Source organism: Micromonospora sp. NPDC049580 (assembly GCF_040675595.1).
GTDB lineage: Bacteria > Actinomycetota > Actinomycetes > Mycobacteriales > Micromonosporaceae > Micromonospora.
This window is the reverse complement of record NZ_JBFAPG010000099.1, coordinates 1-15854: the sequence shown is the minus strand read 5'-3', so window position 1 is coordinate 15854 and position 15854 is coordinate 1. Positions and strand designations below refer to the sequence as shown.

The 15854-nt window shown below is 74.2% G+C and carries 11 protein-coding genes; 3 read left to right on the top strand and 8 right to left on the bottom strand.

Translation table 11 applies throughout. From position 1 onward, the window contains the following. Window positions 1–116: 116 nt before the first annotated feature. On the top strand, window positions 117–1130 hold the full coding sequence (locus AB0J68_RS11590) for a transketolase C-terminal domain-containing protein (RefSeq protein WP_363938005.1): 1014 nt from the start codon (window positions 117–119) through the stop codon (window positions 1128–1130). Then, window positions 1123–2328, top strand: a complete 1206-nt coding sequence (locus AB0J68_RS11585) for a 2-oxo acid dehydrogenase subunit E2 (protein ID WP_363938002.1) — start codon at window positions 1123–1125, stop codon at window positions 2326–2328. Before AB0J68_RS11590 ends, AB0J68_RS11585 begins: the two co-directional genes overlap by 8 nt. Window positions 2329–2336: 8 nt before the next feature. Here the strand turns inward: AB0J68_RS11585 and AB0J68_RS11580 are convergent, their stop codons facing one another. The 4 genes from AB0J68_RS11580 to AB0J68_RS11565 all read right to left on the bottom strand — a co-directional run bounded on the left by AB0J68_RS11580 (window position 2337) and on the right by AB0J68_RS11565 (window position 5430). After that, window positions 2337–2804: a hypothetical protein gene (locus AB0J68_RS11580; RefSeq protein WP_363938000.1), complete on the bottom strand. Its 468-nt coding sequence runs from the start codon at window positions 2802–2804 to the stop codon at window positions 2337–2339. Window positions 2805–2954: 150 nt separating this feature from the next. Then, window positions 2955–4145, bottom strand: coding sequence for an MFS transporter (locus tag AB0J68_RS11575; RefSeq protein WP_363937998.1), 1191 nt, complete (start codon window positions 4143–4145; stop codon window positions 2955–2957). 75 nt (window positions 4146–4220) lie between these two features. After that, complete coding sequence (locus tag AB0J68_RS11570) at window positions 4221–4703, bottom strand: hypothetical protein (RefSeq protein WP_363937996.1); 483 nt, start codon at window positions 4701–4703, stop codon at window positions 4221–4223. A gap of 151 nt (window positions 4704–4854) precedes the next feature. After that, a complete protein-coding gene (locus AB0J68_RS11565) occupies window positions 4855–5430 on the bottom strand; it encodes a TetR/AcrR family transcriptional regulator (RefSeq protein ID WP_354855755.1) in 576 nt (191 codons plus the stop codon). A 150-nt stretch (window positions 5431–5580) separates the two neighbouring features. Between AB0J68_RS11565 and AB0J68_RS11560 the strand changes: the two genes are divergently transcribed. Next, window positions 5581–6600, top strand: a complete 1020-nt coding sequence (locus AB0J68_RS11560) for an aldo/keto reductase (protein WP_363937993.1) — start codon at window positions 5581–5583, stop codon at window positions 6598–6600. Window positions 6601–6660: 60 nt separating this feature from the next. Here AB0J68_RS11560 and AB0J68_RS11555 read toward each other — a convergent pair whose 3' ends face one another. Genes AB0J68_RS11555 through AB0J68_RS11540 form a run of 4 tightly spaced genes read right to left on the bottom strand, consistent with a single transcriptional unit; the run spans window position 6661 to window position 15611 of the window. After that, on the bottom strand, window positions 6661–6852 hold the full coding sequence (locus AB0J68_RS11555) for an MbtH family NRPS accessory protein (RefSeq protein ID WP_007461660.1): 192 nt from the start codon (window positions 6850–6852) through the stop codon (window positions 6661–6663). Continuing rightward, a complete protein-coding gene (locus AB0J68_RS11550; RefSeq protein ID WP_363937991.1) occupies window positions 6845–9994 on the bottom strand; it encodes a beta-ketoacyl synthase N-terminal-like domain-containing protein in 3150 nt (1049 codons plus the stop codon). The genes AB0J68_RS11555 and AB0J68_RS11550 overlap by 8 nt, the downstream gene beginning before the upstream one ends. After that, window positions 9991–13278 (bottom strand): amino acid adenylation domain-containing protein, encoded by a 3288-nt coding sequence (locus AB0J68_RS11545; RefSeq protein ID WP_363937989.1) that lies wholly within the window; start codon window positions 13276–13278, stop codon window positions 9991–9993. The genes AB0J68_RS11550 and AB0J68_RS11545 overlap by 4 nt, the downstream gene beginning before the upstream one ends. Continuing rightward, window positions 13275–15611, bottom strand: a complete 2337-nt coding sequence (locus AB0J68_RS11540; protein ID WP_363937986.1) for a non-ribosomal peptide synthetase — start codon at window positions 15609–15611, stop codon at window positions 13275–13277. The genes AB0J68_RS11545 and AB0J68_RS11540 overlap by 4 nt, the downstream gene beginning before the upstream one ends. Window positions 15612–15854: the final 243 nt, after the last annotated feature.

Below are 15854 nucleotides of genomic sequence, written 5' to 3'. Positions count from 1 at the left end.
CCTTCAAACACCCCCTCCCCCAACCCCATTTCCCATCCCCCCTCGACGCGCCCTCTGTTGGTGGGGGGGCCCCGCCGTCGCCGGCCGGCCGGCGAGCCGCTGGGCGGAGGCCGACCGTGGCTGAGCGGGTGGTGGAGAACCTCAACCAGGCGTTGCACGCGCTGCTGGCCGACGACCCCGCGCTGACAGTGCTCGGGGAGGACCTCGTCGACCCGTACGGCGGGGCGTTCAAGGTGACCCGGGGGCTGTCGACGCGCTGGCCGGAGCGGGTGCTGTCCACCCCGTTGAGCGAGGGCGGCATCGTCGGCGTGGCCGGCGGGCTGGCCCTGGCCGGGCAGAGCGCCATCGTCGAGATCATGTTCAGTGACTTCGTGGCCCTGGCGTTCGACCAGATCCTCAACTTCGCCAGCAAGTCCACAGCCATGTACGGCCGGCGGGTGCCGATGCGGCTGGTGGTGCGCTGCCCCACCGGCGGCAACCGGGGGTACGGCCCGACGCACAGCCAGAGCCCGCTGAAGCACTTCATCGGCGTCCCCGGCCTGAGCCTGCACGAGGTGTCGCCGTTCCACGACAACCGGGCGGTGCTCGCGGGCATGCTCGCCACCGGCCGGCCGGGCCTGCTCTTCGAGGACAAGGTCCTCTACACCACCCGCATGTACGCCGACGGCGTCGTGGACGAGCTGTTCCGCTACGACCTGATCGGCCCGGACGCCGACGTCGCCCGGGTCCGGGTGGACGAGGAGGAGCAGGCCGACTGCGTCCTGGTCGTACCCGGCGGGTTGGCCGCCCGGGCGGTGTCGGTGGCCCGGGAGCTGCTGCTGCGCGACGACATCGTCTGCCAGGTGCTGGTGCCGTCGCGGCTCTGGCCGCTGGACACCGACACCCTGCTGCCGCCGATCGCGCGGGCCGGCCGGGTGGTGGTGGCCGAGGAGAGCACCGCCGGCGGCACCTGGGGCGCGGAGCTGGCGCAGGTCGTGCACCGGCGGCTCTGGGGGTCGCTGCGCGCGCCGGTACGCCTCGTGCACTCCGCCGACAGCGTCATCCCGACCGCCGCGCATCTCGAACGCACCGTGCTGGTGCAGGACACCGACATCCGCCAGGCCGTGAAGGAGGTCGTCAGTGGTGACTGACCTGGTCGTCCCCAAGCTCAACAACAACGACACGACGTACGTCCTGCTCGACTGGCTGGCCGAGAACGGCGAGCAGGTGCGCGCCGGCGAGCCGATCGCCGAGGTGGAGACCTCCAAGGCGGCCGAGGAGCTGCTCAGCGACGGCGACGGCGTCCTGCACCGGCTCGTCGAGGTGAACCGGGAGTGCGCGCCGGGCGACGTCATCGGTCACGTCTTCGACAGCGAAGAGGCCCGGCAACGCTTCCTCGCCGAGGCGGTCGCCCCGGCTGTCGTACCCCTGCCGGACGCCTCCCCCGGCGGACCGGTGCTCACCGACTCGGCCCGGGAGCTCGCGGCCGCGCACGGTCTCGGCGACGACGAGCTGCGCGGCCTCGGCAAGGCGGTCGTGCGGCGTACCGACGTGGAACGCCTGCTGGCCGACCGGTCGGCGGCGCCCGCGGCCGCGACCGAGCCGGTGGTGGTGGCCGCGGCCGCCGCGCTGGCGGCCGGCGACGGCCCGGAGCCGGACGATCCGCGCCCGGTGCACGCGCTCTCCCGCGCGCAGCGCGCCGTGGCCGCCGTGGTCACCGAGTCCCACCGCGAGGTGCCGGCGGCGCTCGCCGTCATCAAGGTCCGCGTCGACGCCGCCCTCGCGGTGGCCCGGCAGCTCACCCGCGCCACCCGCACCCTGGTCGGCCTGCCGGAGCTGCTGGTCAAGGCCATCGGTGGGTTGCGCGAGGACCACCCGTTGCTCTTCGCCGCACCCGGCGACGGCAGCAGCGTACGACTCGCCGAGGCGGCCCACGTCGGCGTCACCATCGACGTCGGCACGGGGCTGTTCATCCCGGTGGTCCGCGACGTGGAGGAGCTGACCTGCGCGGAGATCGCCGAGACGCTGATGGACTTCCGCTCCCGGGCCGGCGGTGAGGGTTTCCGGGCCGGCGAGCTGGCCGGCGGCACCATCGTCGTCTCCCTGCACACCGACCCCGACGTGGTGCTCGCCGGGCCGATCGTCTTTCCCGGTCAGACCTGCGTGGTGGCGATCGGCGGCACCCAGGACGAGCTGGCGCTGGACGCGGACGGCCAGGTCGTGACGCGCCGCTACGTCAACCTGAGCGCCGTCTACGACCACCGGGTGGTCAACGGCCGGGAGGCGGTCGCCTTCCTCCAGGCCGTGAAGGCCGCGCTGGAGTCCCCGGACCACCTCGCCGAGGAGTGATACGGCGCTCAGCCGAAGGACTCGTCGCACACCTGCCAGCCGACCTCCGACTCCACGCGCAGGTCGAGCGTCGTGGTCTGACCGTTCCGGCCGGTCAGCTCGACGGTCACCGAGGCGTTGTTTCCGGCCTCGTTGGTGAAGACGGCCCGACCCATGGTGTGCGACACGGGCCGGCCGAGGCGCTCCACCGCCGCGGTGAACGCTGCCACATCGGTCCGTTCCTTGATCTCCCGGCACAGGGATCCGTGCGCTGCGGCGTCGTCGTTGCTCTCCAGTCGACGGACGAACTGGTCGGCCGCCGCGCGCGGCTCGTCCACGTCCGGCCCGGTGTACATCCACAGCAGGAAGCCGCCAACCGGCAGGGCGAGTGCGCCCAGGCACGCGACGACGAGAGCGGCCACGACGATCCACGTGGTGCGCTGGGCCTTCGGAGGTGGGTCAACCGACGGAGGGTGGGGCGACAGGGCTGGACGCATGGCGGAACGTTAACGACCGCCGATACCTCCCGAGCGGCGGTACGGCCACGGATCGATCTCGGTCCCTCGCAGCCCGTCGCACCCTTGACGCCATCTGTCGGTAGTGATCGTTGGCAGCTGAGCAGTGGTGGGGCCGGCGTGTCGCACCGCTCAGCTGCCAACGATCACGAGCGGGGCGCTCACGTCGGGTTGTCGTGGCCTGGGCGGGCGCAGGGTGGCCGCGGCGGTCAGGCAGAGCACGGCGGCGGCGATCAGCGGCGGACGACCGCCGAAGTGGACGGCGGCGGAGCCGAGCGGGATCGCCAGGACGAGCGGGCCGAACATCGCGGTGTTGGCCGTCGCGGCGACCCGGCCGAGCAGCGCCGCCGGGCTGTGCGTCTGCACGGCGGTCACCGCCGCGACCAGGGTCCACGGCAGCCCGATGCCGGCGACCGCGGCACCCGCGACCGTGGCCGGCCACCAGGGCAGGCAGCGCGCCAGGCAACCCACGGCGAACAGCACCGCCCCGGCCACACCGACGGCGACGGGACCCCGTCGGGTGAGGAGCCGGCCGACGACCAGTCCACCGAGGATCGAGCCGGCGCCCTGCGCGCTGGCCAGCACACCCAGAAACGTGGTCGGAAGGCGCAGTTCCGTGACGACGACCGCGTAGACGGCCGCGGTCGTGAAGCCCGACATGGCGATCGACACGGCCGCGAGCACGACCGGCACGCGGATCGTCCGCTGTCCGAGCAGGACCGCAAGCCCGGCGCGCAGGCCGCGATGCCGCCGCGTCGGCCGTTCGGGCGGCGTCCGGTTCAGGCGCACCGCCAGGTACAGAACGGCGACCAGGAGCGGCATGGCCGCGCTCAGCACGGCGACCGCGTGGCCGCCGTGCCAGGCGTACAGGCCCGCGCCGGCCAGCGGGGCGACGAGCTTCATGCCCTCCTGCGCGCTCGACCGCCACCCGTTGACGTCGCCGAGGTCCGTCGGCGACAGCGCGGACGGCAGCAGCGCCGTCTCGCCCGCGTCGATCAGCACGTAGCTGACACCGTAGGCGCACGAGACGGCGAAGATGACCCACGTCTGCCCCGGGCCGCGGACGGCGAGGAGCGCCAGCAGCGCGGCTGCCAGCAGGAGGTTGACGGCGATCACCAGCGCCCGTCGGGGCGCCCGGTCGAGCAGGCCGCCCAGCCACGGGCCGGCGAGCACCGGGGCGTACACGCAGAGCCCGACCAGTGCGGCCAGACCGGTGGAGCCGGTGAGGTCCAGGATCCAGATGCCGGCCACCAGGGACATGGCGCTGCTGCCGAAGCCGGACAGCAGCGAGATCGCCACGAACAGACCCGCGTTGCGCCGCATGAGCCCTCCAGGTTGAGCCGAGTTGACTCACATCCTGATTCTTGAGCCAGGCTCAGGCAATGGCGTCGGGCGATGTCAATGGGTCGTTGACAGCACGGTGTCCACCGTCGACGCTATGACTCGCACCGGTGGCGGCAGCAGGTCGCCTGCGGCTTCGAGGTCGGCGCGGAGGTGCAGGGCCAGCGCGTAGAGCGAGCCCGGGGCGGCGTCCAGGGCGGCCTCCACTGTGCTCCGAACGAGTGCCGCCCGAGGAAAGCGGGAATCCCACCGCCGGTCCGTCGCGATCCAGCGCCCGAGGTCGGCCACCGCGCCCCGCAACGCCGCGATCTGCGACGGGTAGCCACGGTCGAGGTCATGTCGCCGAGCACGTCGCGCGGCCGCCAGGCGCTGACGGCGCTGCTCGGCGGCCTGCCGGCTGCCGAGCCCCAGCGCCGTCGCGACCTGCGCCCAGGTCGCGCCGTCGTGGCGCGCCCGGTCGATCAGCTCCGCCTCCCGCTCGTCCAGGTGGGCACGAGCAGCGCGCACCTCAGCCAGGCCGGCCAACGGCGTCGTCGTCATCCGTCAACATTACATTGACAGTTCGGTGCGGCGGACCCCCGAGCGGGGGCGCGCCCAATCTCCGGGCGACGCGAGCCGCCCCAGGCATGGGGCAGCTCTACAGACAGCAGAGGGGGGCCTGCCAGCGGCGTCGAGACGGTGCCGACGGTGGCTACCGGACGCCCAGCCCTGCGATGAGGATCTCCACCATCCGGCGCGCGTCGTAGCGGGGGTCGCCCGCGCCGATGCAGAGGTTGCCGACGCCGCGCAGCAGCTCGACGGGGCTCAGGTCGGTGCGGATCTCGCCCGCCGCCGCGGCCGCGTCGAGCAGTTGGGCGCACACCGGCACCAACCGGTCGAGGAAGTAGCCGTGCAGAGCCTGGAAGGCGACGTTGTCGGACTGCAACGCCTGGGCGAGACCGTGCTTGGTGACCAGGAAGTCGACGAAGAGGTCGATCCACCGCGCGAGGGCGGCGTACCGGGTGCCGCTGGCGGCCAGCAGCGTCGGCCCGGCCTCGGCACAGGCCTCGACCTGGTGTCGATAGACGGCCACGATCAGGTCCGCCCGCGTCGGGAAGTGCCGGTAGATCGTGCCGACGCCGACGCCCGCCGTGGCGGCGATCTCGCGAACGGGCACGTCGACGCCGGACGCGACGAAGGCCGCGGCGGCGGCGTCCAGGAGCGTCGCCTCGTTGCGCCGCGCATCCGCCCGCTTCCGCGGTCGCGGTGACGTCGATCCGCTGTCGATGTCGGCCACTGCGCCCGACCTCCCATGATCACTGTTGGCAAACGGAACAGTGTTCCGTATATTGGTTAGCGGAACATGGTTCCACTTGTTCAGGATGCCAGAGCAGGTGGGCCACGGCCAACCACGCCCCTTGAGCACGGAGGAACAACCATGCAGTACCGCACCTTGGGTCGCACCGGCGTCCAGGTCAGCACACTCGTGCTGGGCGCCATGAACTTCGGCAAGCTGGGACGCACCAGCCAGGACGAGGTCACCGCGATCGTCGACGCCGCCCTGGAGGGCGGGGTCAACCTGATCGACACCGCCGACATGTACAGCCAGGGCGAGTCGGAGGAGATGGTCGGCCGGGCGATCACCGGCCGCCGCGACGACATCGTGCTGGCCACGAAGGCCGGCATGCCGATGGGCGACAGGCGCGACCACCGGGGCAGCTCACGCCGCTGGCTCGTCACCGAGTTGGACAACAGCCTGCGCCGCCTCGGCGTCGACCACGTCGACCTCTACCAGATCCACCGGTGGGACCCGACCACCAGCGACGAGGAGACGCTGTCGGCGCTGACCGACCTGCAGCGGGCCGGAAAGATCCGCTACTTCGGCTCGTCGACCTTCCCCGCGTACCGCATCGTGCAGGCCGAGTGGGCCGCGCGGGAGCACCACCTGGGCCGCTACGTCACCGAACAGCCCAGCTACTCGATCCTGCAACGCGGGATCGAGACCCACGTCCTGCCCGTGACCGAGCAGTACGGCCTCGGCGTGCTGGCGTGGAGCCCGCTCGCCTCGGGCTGGCTCTCCGGCGCGGTCCGGGCGGGCCGGGAGATCACCACCAGCCGGTCGACGCTTCTGCCGGAGCGCTTCGACACCGCACTCGCGGCCAACCAGGCCAGGATGGACGCCGTCGAGCAACTGGCCAAGGTCGCCGACGAGGCCGGCCTCACCATGATCCAGCTCGCGCTCGGGTTCGTCACCGCGCACCCGGCCGTGACCAGCGCGATCATCGGTCCCCGCACGATCGACCACCTGCACTCCCAGCTCGCCGCCGCGGACACCGTGCTCTCCGCCGACGTGCTGGACGCGATCGACGCGATCGTCGCGCCGGGCGTCGACCTCGCCGCACACGAGAAGTTCGACACCCCGCCCGCCCTGCTCGACCCGGCCCTGCGCCGTCGCTGAGCCCGGCGCGGGCACGTCATTGGGTCACCGACGCCGCTCGGCGGGCCGGTGACCGGTCGCTCAGCCGGCGGCCAGGTGCTCGCGGACGCTGCGGGGACGCATGTCGGTCCAGGTGCGCGTCACGAAGTCCAGGCACTCCTGGCGGCTGCCGGCGCAGCCGGCGTCCCGCCAACCGTCCGGCACCTCCTTGTGCCGCGGCCACAGGGCGTACTGCTCCTCGTCGTTGACCACCACGCGGTGTTCGTCAGCCATCGGGGTTGCCTTCCTCGTGTCGGGCCAGGTGCAGCTCGCGAGCGAGACTCTCCGGGGACAACGCCCGGATCTCCGCGAGCAGGTCGGTGAGGTCGCCGTCCGTGGGCGGGGAAGCCGCCGGGGGTACGGCGGGAGCGGGCCGCGCCAGCGCGGCGACGGTACGGGCCAGCGCGGCGGGGGTGGGTGACTCGAAGATCGCGGCGGGCGGCAGATCGACGCCGAGCGCGTCGCGCAGTCGCGCCACCACCCGGGTGCCGAGCAGCGAGTGCCCGCCCAGCTCGAAGAAGTCGTCGTCGGGGCCGATCTCGTCGACGCCGAGCAGGTCCACCCAGATCCGCCGCACCACCTCGTACGGCTCGTCCCCCGTCGAGGCCGTCGCCGCCACCGATCCCGCCGTCACCGATCCGGCCGGGGCCGGTGGCGGCGGCGCGGTGACCGGGGTGACCTCGTCGGGGGCAACGGTTCCCGGCCGGTACGCGTCGACCCAGTGCCGGTCACGCGCGAACGGGTACGCGGGCAGGGGTACCCGACGTCGTCCGTCGGCGCGGCCGTCGGGCCAGCGCACCGGGGCCCCGGCGAGCCAGAGCCGGCCGACGGCCCGGGCGACGGCGTCGTCCTCGCCGGTCGGCGTGCGCTCGGCGGGCAGGCTGGTCACCACCGGCACCCCCCGTGCGGCGTCGTGCTGCCGGACGAGGGTGGCCAGGGTGCGACCGGGGCCGACCTCCAGCACCGCGTACCGCTCGCCGAGCAGCAGGGTGGCCGCGGCGGTGAAGTTGACCGGACGGCGCAGCTGGCGCACCCAGTAGTCGGGGTCGGTGGCCTCGTCGTCGGTGAGCCAGCCGCCGGTCACGTTCGACACGACAGGCAGGGTGGGCGGACGCAGCGGGACCTCCCGCAGGTGCGCGGCGAAGCCGGCCAGGGCCGGGTCCATCAGGGCCGAGTGGAACGCGTGGGAGGTGCGCACCTCCCGACAGGCCACCCCGCGCCCGCGCAGGTCGGCGGCGAGCGCGGCGACGGCGGCGGTTTCGCCGGAGACGGTGGTGAGGCGCGGTGCGTTGGCGGCGGCCACCTCCACTCCGGCGGGCAGCAGCGCCGTCACCTCGTCGACGCCGAGGGCCACCGAGAGCATCGAGCCCGGTGCCTGAGCCTGCATGAGCCGGCCGCGGACGGCGACGGTGGCGAGCGCGTCGGGCAGGGTGAAGACACCGGCCAGGCAGGCGGCCACGTACTCGCCGAGGCTGTGCCCCGCCATCGCGGCCGGACGTACGCCGTGGTGGCGCAGCAGTTCGGCGAGGGCGTACTCGACGGCGAACAGGGCCGGCTGGGTGAGCCGGGTCTCGTCCAGCTCGGGCGCGGCCGGGACCGCGTCGCCGGCTGGGCAGAGCAGCGCGCGCAGGTCCACGTCGAGGTGCGGGCGCAGCAGGTCGGCGCAGCGGTCGAAGGCCTCCCGGTAGGCCGGTTCGGTGCGGTAGAGGGTGCGGCCCATCCCGGCGTACTGCGCTCCTTGGCCGGGAAAGAGCAGCGCCACGCCCGCCGGCGTGCCGGTGGCGACGCCGGTGCGGACCAGCGTCGAGTCACGGTCGGCGAGTTGGGCGGCGGCGGTCGTGGCGTCACGGGCGACGGTGACGAGCCGGTGGCCGAACTCCCGTCGGGTGCGCGCGAGGGTGTACGCGACGTCGGCCAGCGGCACGTCGGGGTGCTCGCTCAGGTGGGTGGCGAGCTGGTCGCGGGCCCGGTCGAGCGCGTCGGCGTCCCGGGCGGAGAGCACCAGCAGATGCGCGGACGGGCCGTCCCCGGCGCTCGGCTCTGCCGGTTCGGCGGCCTGGAGCACGACGTGGGCGTTGGTGCCGCCGATGCCGAAGGAGCTGACCGCCGCACGGGACGGCGTGCCCAGGTCGGGCCAGGGCTGCGCGGTGGTGGGCACGTGGAACGGCCCGCCGGCCAGCTCGGGGTGCGGGTCGGTGCAGTACGGGCTGGGCGGCACCACCCGGTGATGCAGCGCCAGCGCGGCCTTGATCAGCCCGGTCACCCCGGCGGCGACGTCGAGGTGACCGAGGATCGACTTGACCGAGCCGAGCGCGCACCGGCCTCCGTCGGTGCCCCGACCGCCGTCCGCGCCCGGGCTCGCATCTGCGCCCCGGAACGCCTCGGCCAGGGCGCGCAGCTCGATCTGGTCGCCCAGCTCGGTGCCGGTGCCGTGCGCCTCGACGTAGCCGATCGTGGCGGGGTCGACCTCGGCCACCTCCTGGGCGGCCCGGATCGCGGCGACCTGACCGTCCACACCGGGCGCGGTGAAGCCGACCTTCATCCGGCCGTCGTTGTTGATGGCGGAGCCGCGGATCACCGCGTACACCGTGTCGCCGTCGTCGCGGGCGTCCGCCAGCCGGCGCAGGACGACCACGGCGGCGCCGTCGCCTCCCACGGTTCCGGTGGCGCGCACATCGAACGGGCGGCAGTGCCCGTCGCGGGACATGATGCCGCCGGCCTCGTGCCGGTAGCCGGTGCCGGTGGGCAGCAGGACGTGCGCGGCGCCGGCGAGCGCGACGTCGCACTCGCGGGCGAGCAACGCCTGCGCGGCGAGGTGCACGGCGACCAGAGACGACGAGCAGGCCGTCTGCACCGCCACGGCGGGTCCACGCAGGTCCAGGTGGTACGCCACCCGGGTGGGCAGCGAGTCCTTGTCGTTGGCGAGCATCAGCTCGTACTCGGAGACCGAGTCGAGCCGCGGGTTGCGGAACAGGTGGTGCAGGAGGTAGCCGCTGGCCGCGGCGGCGGCGTACACGCCGACCAGCCGGTCGGGGTTCCCGGCGAGGTGACCGGCGCGTTCCAGGGCGGTCCAGGCGGTCTGCAGGAAGAGCCGCTGTTGCGGGTCGAGCAGCCGGGCGTCGCGGGGCGAGTAGCCGAAGAAGCCGGCGTCGAACCGGTCGATGTCGGCCAGCGCGCCGTGCGCCGGCACGTGGTCGGGGTGCCGCCGCTCCTTTTCGGTGAGGCCGGCGGCAGCCAGCTCCGCGTCGGTGAACCGGGTGATGGTCTCCTCCCCGGCGAGGATCCGCTGCCACAGCTCGTCGACGTCGGCGGCGCCGGGAAAGCGGCCGGCCATCCCGACGATGGCGATCTCCAGTCCGGTCTCCTGGTCGGTCACGCTCGTCCCTCCCCCGCCGGCACCGGGCGGGCCCGGCGGGCCCGGTCGGCCAGCGCCTGCTTGCGTTCGTCTTGTCGCCGGCCACCGGCCGGTGCGGTCGTCGGGGCGGCCGTGCCGTCGAGGAACCGGGCCAGCAGCGCGATGGTCGGATAGCGGAACAGCTCGACGGCGGGCACCGGTCGGCCCAGCCGTTCGGTGAGCCGGGTCTGCACCCGCGCCAGCAGCAGCGAGGTGCCGCCCAGGTCGAAGAAGTTGTCGTCCGCGCCGACGTCGTCGAGCCCGAGCACCTGCCGCCAGGTGTCGGCGATGGCCCGTTCGACAGCGCCGTCGGGTGCCACGTACGCGGCGCCGAGGTCGGCGCGGGCCACGGTGGGGGCGGGCAACCGGGACGGGTCGAGCTTGCCGCTGGACGTCACCGGCAGGTCGGGGACCACCACGAAGGCGCTCGGCACGAGATAGCGGGGCAACCGCCGGAGCAGGCTCTGGCGCAGCTCGTCGATCGCCAACCCGTCGCCGACGAGGTAGCCGACCAGTCGTCGGCCGCCGGGCACGTCGGTCCGCACCACGGCGGCGGCCCGGCGCACCCCCTGACACTGCCGCAGTTGGGCCTCCACCTCACCCAGCTCGATCCGATAGCCGTTGATTTTGACCTGGTTGTCCGCCCGGCCGAGGAAGACCAACTGCCCGTCGGCACGCCAGCGGACCAGGTCGCCGGTGGCGTACATCCGTTCCCCCGGTGTCGGCGCGTACGGGTCGGGCAGGAAGCGCCCGGCGGTGAGCGCGGGGTCGCCGTGGTAGCCGCGGGCCACCCCGGCCCCGCCGAGGTGCAGCTCGCCGGGCACCCCCGGTGGCACCGGCCGCAGCTCGGTGTCGAGCACGTAGGCGCGGACCCCGGTCAGCGGCCGGCCGATCGGCAGCTCGGTGTCGGTGGCCGCGCAGTGGGCGGCGGTGGCGGTGACGGTGGCCTCGGTGGGGCCGTACCCGTTGATCAGGAGCCGGCCGCGCGACCAGGCGGCGGCGACGTCCGGGGCGCAGGGTTCGCCGCCGACGGTGAGTATCCGCAGGTCGGGCACTGCGGCGGGGTCCAGCGCGTCGAGGACCACCGGCGGCAGGTCGGCCGCCGTGACGCGGTGCCGGGTGAGCGCGGCGGCCAGGTCGGGGCCAGGGGTGCGCTCGTCCGGGCCGAGCAGGCGCAGCGTGGCGCCCGCCGTGAGCGCGGTGACCACATCGGACAGCGCCACGTCGAAGCTGATCGAGTGGAACTGCAGGACCCGGTCGCCGGCCCGGACGCCGACCAGCCGGGCCTGCGCGGCGGCGAGGTTGCTCAGCCCCCGGTGGGTGCCGAGGACGCCCTTGGGCAGCCCGGTCGAGCCGGACGTGTAGATCAGGTAGGCGGCGGCGTCGGGGTGGACGGCCGTCGGGAGCGCGGCGTCGACGGCCGTCGGCTGCTCGTCGAGGCGCAGCAACGGCACGCCGGTGGTGGGCAGCGCCAACTCCGCGTCGGCAGTGGTGACCACCAGCGCGGCGGCGGAGTCGGCGAGCAGGTGCGCCAGCCGGGCCGCCGGCAACTGCGGGTCCAGGGGCAGGTAGACCCCACCCGCCCGGAGTACGGCGAGGAACGTGACCACCCAGTCCGGGCCCGCGGGCAGGCAGACCCCGACGGTCGTCTCGGCCCGCACGCCCCGGGCGGCGAGGGTCCGGGCCAGGCGGTCGGCCCGCGCGTCCAGCTCCCGGTAGGTCAGGGCCTGATCGCGGTACGCCAGGGCGACCGTCTCCGGTGCCGCCGCGGCCCGGCGGGCGACCAGCTCGCCCAGGCTCGGCTGGCCCTGCGGCGCGGGCGCGGTGGCGGCCCAGCGGTCGACCAGCTCCCGTCCGGCGGGCGCGTCGAGCAGCGGCAGCCGGTCCACGGGGGTGTCCGGGGCGGCGAGCGCGGCGGTGAGCAGGGTGTCGAGCTGGTCGGCGAGCGCCCGGGCGGTGGACTCGTCGAAGAGGCGCGTCCGGTACTCGATCCGCCCGTCGATGCGGCCCTCGTACGGGATGACGGTCAGCGTCAGGTCGAACATGGACGTGCCGGTGTGCGTCTCACCGCTGGCCAGCACGCTCACCCCGGGCAGGGTCAGCCGCTGCTCCCAGCCGTCCTCGACGGCGAACATCACCTGGGCGAGCGGGTGCCGGCCGGCGTCGCGGACCGGGCGCAGCTCCTGTACCAGGGCGTCGAACGGCACCGGGTCGGTCAGCGCGGTCAGCGCGGAGTCCCGCAGCCGATCCAGCAGCGCGGCGAAGGTCAGTCCACCGTCGACCCGGCTGCGCAGCACCAGGGTGTTGACGAAGAAGCCGACCGCGGTCTCGCTGTCGAGCGTCTGCCGGTTCGCCACCGGGGTGGCGATCAGCAGGTCCGGCTGCTGGCTTCGGCGGTGCAGCAACGCCGCCCAGGCCGCCGCGAAGATCATGTACGGCGTCGCGCCGGTGCGGCGGCCCGCCTCGGCGACCCGGTCGGCCAGCTCCGGTGGCCAGGAGAACTCGATCTCGTGGCCGGCGTCCTCCAGCTCGGCCGGGCGGGGCCGGTCGGTCGGCAGGTCGAGCCCCGGCGGCGCACCGGTCAGCGCGTCGCGCCACCAGTCCAGCCGCCGGGCCAGCTCGGTCGGGCCGAGCAGTCGGTCCTGGGCCAGCGCGGCCGGTACGTCCCGGGGCATCGGCGGCAGCGCCGGACGCCGCCCCTCCCGCAGGGCCGCGTACGCCGTCGACAGCTCCTCGAAGAGCAGACCCATGCTCCAGCCGTCGCACACCACGTGGTGCAGGGAGAGCAGCAGCGCGAAGTCGGTGGGGCCGGTGCGGCACAGGGTGGCCCGCACCAGCGGCCCCCGGGCCAGGTCGAAGGGGCGTACCGCCTCGGCGGCGGCGTACTCGTCGATCCGCTCCGGCGCGACGTCCTCGACCACCAGCGGCAGACCGGTCGGCGGCAGGACGAGCTGGTACGACTGCCCGTCCAGCGGCACGAACACCGTGCGCAGCGCCTCGTGCCGCGCCACGACCTCGTCGAGCGCGCCGCGCAACGCGGCCACGTCCAGCTCGCCGCGCAGGTCCACCCGGTGCGGCACGTGGTAGGCCGGGCTGTCCGGGCGGAGCTGCGCCAGCAGCAGCATCCACTCCTGGGCGGCGGTGAGCGGGTGGATGCCGTACCGGTCGCCGTCGGCGCGGATCGCGGCGAGGAACGCCCGCCGCCGTTCGGGCGGTAGGGCGTCCACGCGCTGGCGCAACTGCACGGGCGTGAGGGCTCCGATCATCGGGCGATCCCCTGTTCGAGCTGGTCGAGCAGGCCGGCGAGGTCGGCGGGTGGCGGCCCGTCCGACGCGACCGGCAGGGCCGCTTCGGTGGGCTCGACCGGCACCCCGCTGATCTCGTCGGCCGCGGCGGCCAGCCCGGCCACGGTCGGGTGGTCGAAGATCAGCCGCAGCGGCACCTCCGCGCCGATCGCGGCGGCGAGCCGGGAGCGGACCCGGGTCGCCTTCAGGGACCGCCCGCCGAGGTCGAAGAAGTCGTCGTCGCGGCGGCGCACCGGCACACCGAGGACGTCCTGCCAGATCTCGGCCACCGCCCGCTCGGTGGGTGTCCGTGGAGATGCGTCACCGTCGCCCGTCGCGGCCGTGTCGGGCGCGGGCAGCGCCGCGACGTCCACCTTGCCGTTGCGGTTGAGCGGCAGCCGCGGCACCACCACGAACACGGCCGGCACCAGGTGGTCGGGCAGTTGCTCGCGGGCCCGCTCCCGGACCGCCTCGACGCGCACCCCGTCGTCGGGCACGACGTACGCGACCAGTCGGGCGTCCCCGGCGGCGTCGCGGTCGGCGCGCACGATCGCGTCCCGCAGCAGCCCGCCAGCGCGTAGCGCCTCGGTCACCTCGCCCGGCTCGACCCGGTACCCGCGGATCTTGACCTGGTGGTCGGAGCGGCCGACGAACTCGATCAACCCGTCCGGGCGTTGCCGGACCACGTCGCCGGTGCGGTAGAGCCGACCCCCGGTGCGCGGCCCGAACGGGTCGGGCACGAACTTCTCGGCGGTCGCGTCGGGGCGGCCGAGGTAGCCGCGGGCCACCCCGTCCCCGCCGATGAACAGCTCACCGAGCACGCCCGGCGGCACCGGTTGCAGGAGCCGGTCCAGCACGTACACCCGGGTGTTGGCGACCGGGCCGCCGATCGGCACGATCGGGTCCGCGGCGGTGAGCCGGGCGCAGTCGTACGTCGTGGTGTAGGTGGTGGCCTCGGTCGGACCGTACCCGTTGACCAGCGTCGTGTCCGGGCAGGCCGCCCGGAGCCGGTCCACTGCCGTCCGGTCGGCCTGCTCGCCGCCGAACGTCAGGTAGCGCAGCGCGGCCAGGGCGTCCGGCGCCTCGGTCGCCACCTGCCGGGCCACGGACGTGGCCAGGAACATCATCGTCACGCCGGTGTCGCGCAGCCGGGCGCGCAACCGGTCCGGCACGATCACGTCGTTGATGTCCAGGTCCGCCAGGCAGGCGCCGTTGAGCAGGGCGCCCCACACCTCCAGGGTCGCCGCGTCGAACGACATCGTGGCGGCCTGTCCCATCACGTCGTCCGGGCGTACGTCGACGAAGTTGGTGTCACGGACCAGCCGAACGACGTTGCGGTGGCTGACCCCGGTGCCCTTGGGGTGGCCGGTGGAGCCCGACGTGTACATCACGTACGCGAGCTGGTCGGGATGGATGGTCACCGCCGGCGGGTCCGCCGGGCCGTCGTCGGCCGGCAGCCGGTCCACGACGATCCGGGGCGTGTCGTCGTCCGGGAGCCGGTCGGCCAGCGCGGCGGTGTGCAGGATCGCTCCCGGTGTGGCGTCGCGGCACATCAACGCCAGCCGCTCCGGCGGGTATCCGGGGTCCAGCGGCAGGTACGCGGCGCCGACCTTGAGCGTCGCCAGCGCGGCGATCACCCAGGCGGTGGTGTCGGCGAGGCAGATGCCGACCAGCGTCTCGGCGCCGATCCCCAGCCGGCGCAGACGCTCCGCCAGGTGGTTGGCACGCCGGTCCACCTCCCGGTAGGCGAGGACCCTCTCGCCGTCGCGCAGCGCGGGCGCGTCCGGGGTCTGCCGGACCCACTGGGCGAACAGGTCGGGCACCGACCTTTCGCGCGGGTAGGCGGTGTCGGTGGCGTTCCAGTCGATCACCACCTGCCGTTCCGTCGCCGGGTCGAGCAGCGGGAGGTCGGACAGGCGCGCTCCGGGCCGCTCCTGCGCCCGGGCGAGCAGCACGGCCAACGCCGCCCCGATCGACGTCGCGTGTGGGTGGTGGCTCACCGTGGCGGCCGGGCGTTCGTCGGTGTCGTCGATCAGCAGCCGCACCGCACCCCGATAACCGGGGGGCGCCTGATCGGAGCTAATCGATACCACCGGCCGATAGTCGGGAACCGTTTCGGGCAATTCCGCGTCGTGCTCCCGGGCCTCGCGCAGAGCCGTTCGGACCAGGTCCCGCAGCTCGGTCCACGTGGGATCCTCGGGCAACCGGACCCGCACGGGCAGCCAGCGTCCCGGGCCGGTCGGCGCGGCCGGCGTCTCGGCGAGCAGGTCCCGGCCGCCGACCCAACGGTGCAGCAGCGCGAACAGGCCGGCCAACGAGCTGACCTGCGGCTCGACCGAGTCGCATGGCAGATCCGCACGGGCTTCCCCGGCAGGGGCGGTCGGTGGCGCGAAGGGCAGGTCCGGCGGCTCCGGGAGGTCCGTGAGCTGCCGTTCCCAAAAGGCGGAAAGGCCAGGGAAAACTGTCTGTTCGGTCATCGGATCTCAGCTCCGATCGGCGGGCGACACGCAATGCCGGGAAGTCTGGACCGCGCCCGTGCCAGTTGCTTGTAGGGGCCG

What these genes read in the sequence shown, in the direction of transcription:
- AB0J68_RS11575 (WP_363937998.1), bottom strand. Translation starts at nt 4,145, where the DNA reads ATGCGGCGCAACGCGGGTCTGTTCGTGGCGATCTCGCTGCTGTCCGGC.
- AB0J68_RS11545 (WP_363937989.1), bottom strand. Translation starts at nt 13,278, where the DNA reads ATGATCGGAGCCCTCACGCCCGTGCAGTTGCGCCAGCGCGTGGACGCC.
- AB0J68_RS11570 (WP_363937996.1), bottom strand. Translation starts at nt 4,703, where the DNA reads ATGACGACGACGCCGTTGGCCGGCCTGGCTGAGGTGCGCGCTGCTCGT.
- AB0J68_RS11560 (WP_363937993.1), top strand. Translation starts at nt 5,581, where the DNA reads ATGCAGTACCGCACCTTGGGTCGCACCGGCGTCCAGGTCAGCACACTC.
- AB0J68_RS11555 (WP_007461660.1), bottom strand. Translation starts at nt 6,852, where the DNA reads ATGGCTGACGAACACCGCGTGGTGGTCAACGACGAGGAGCAGTACGCC.
- AB0J68_RS11580 (WP_363938000.1), bottom strand. Translation starts at nt 2,804, where the DNA reads ATGCGTCCAGCCCTGTCGCCCCACCCTCCGTCGGTTGACCCACCTCCG.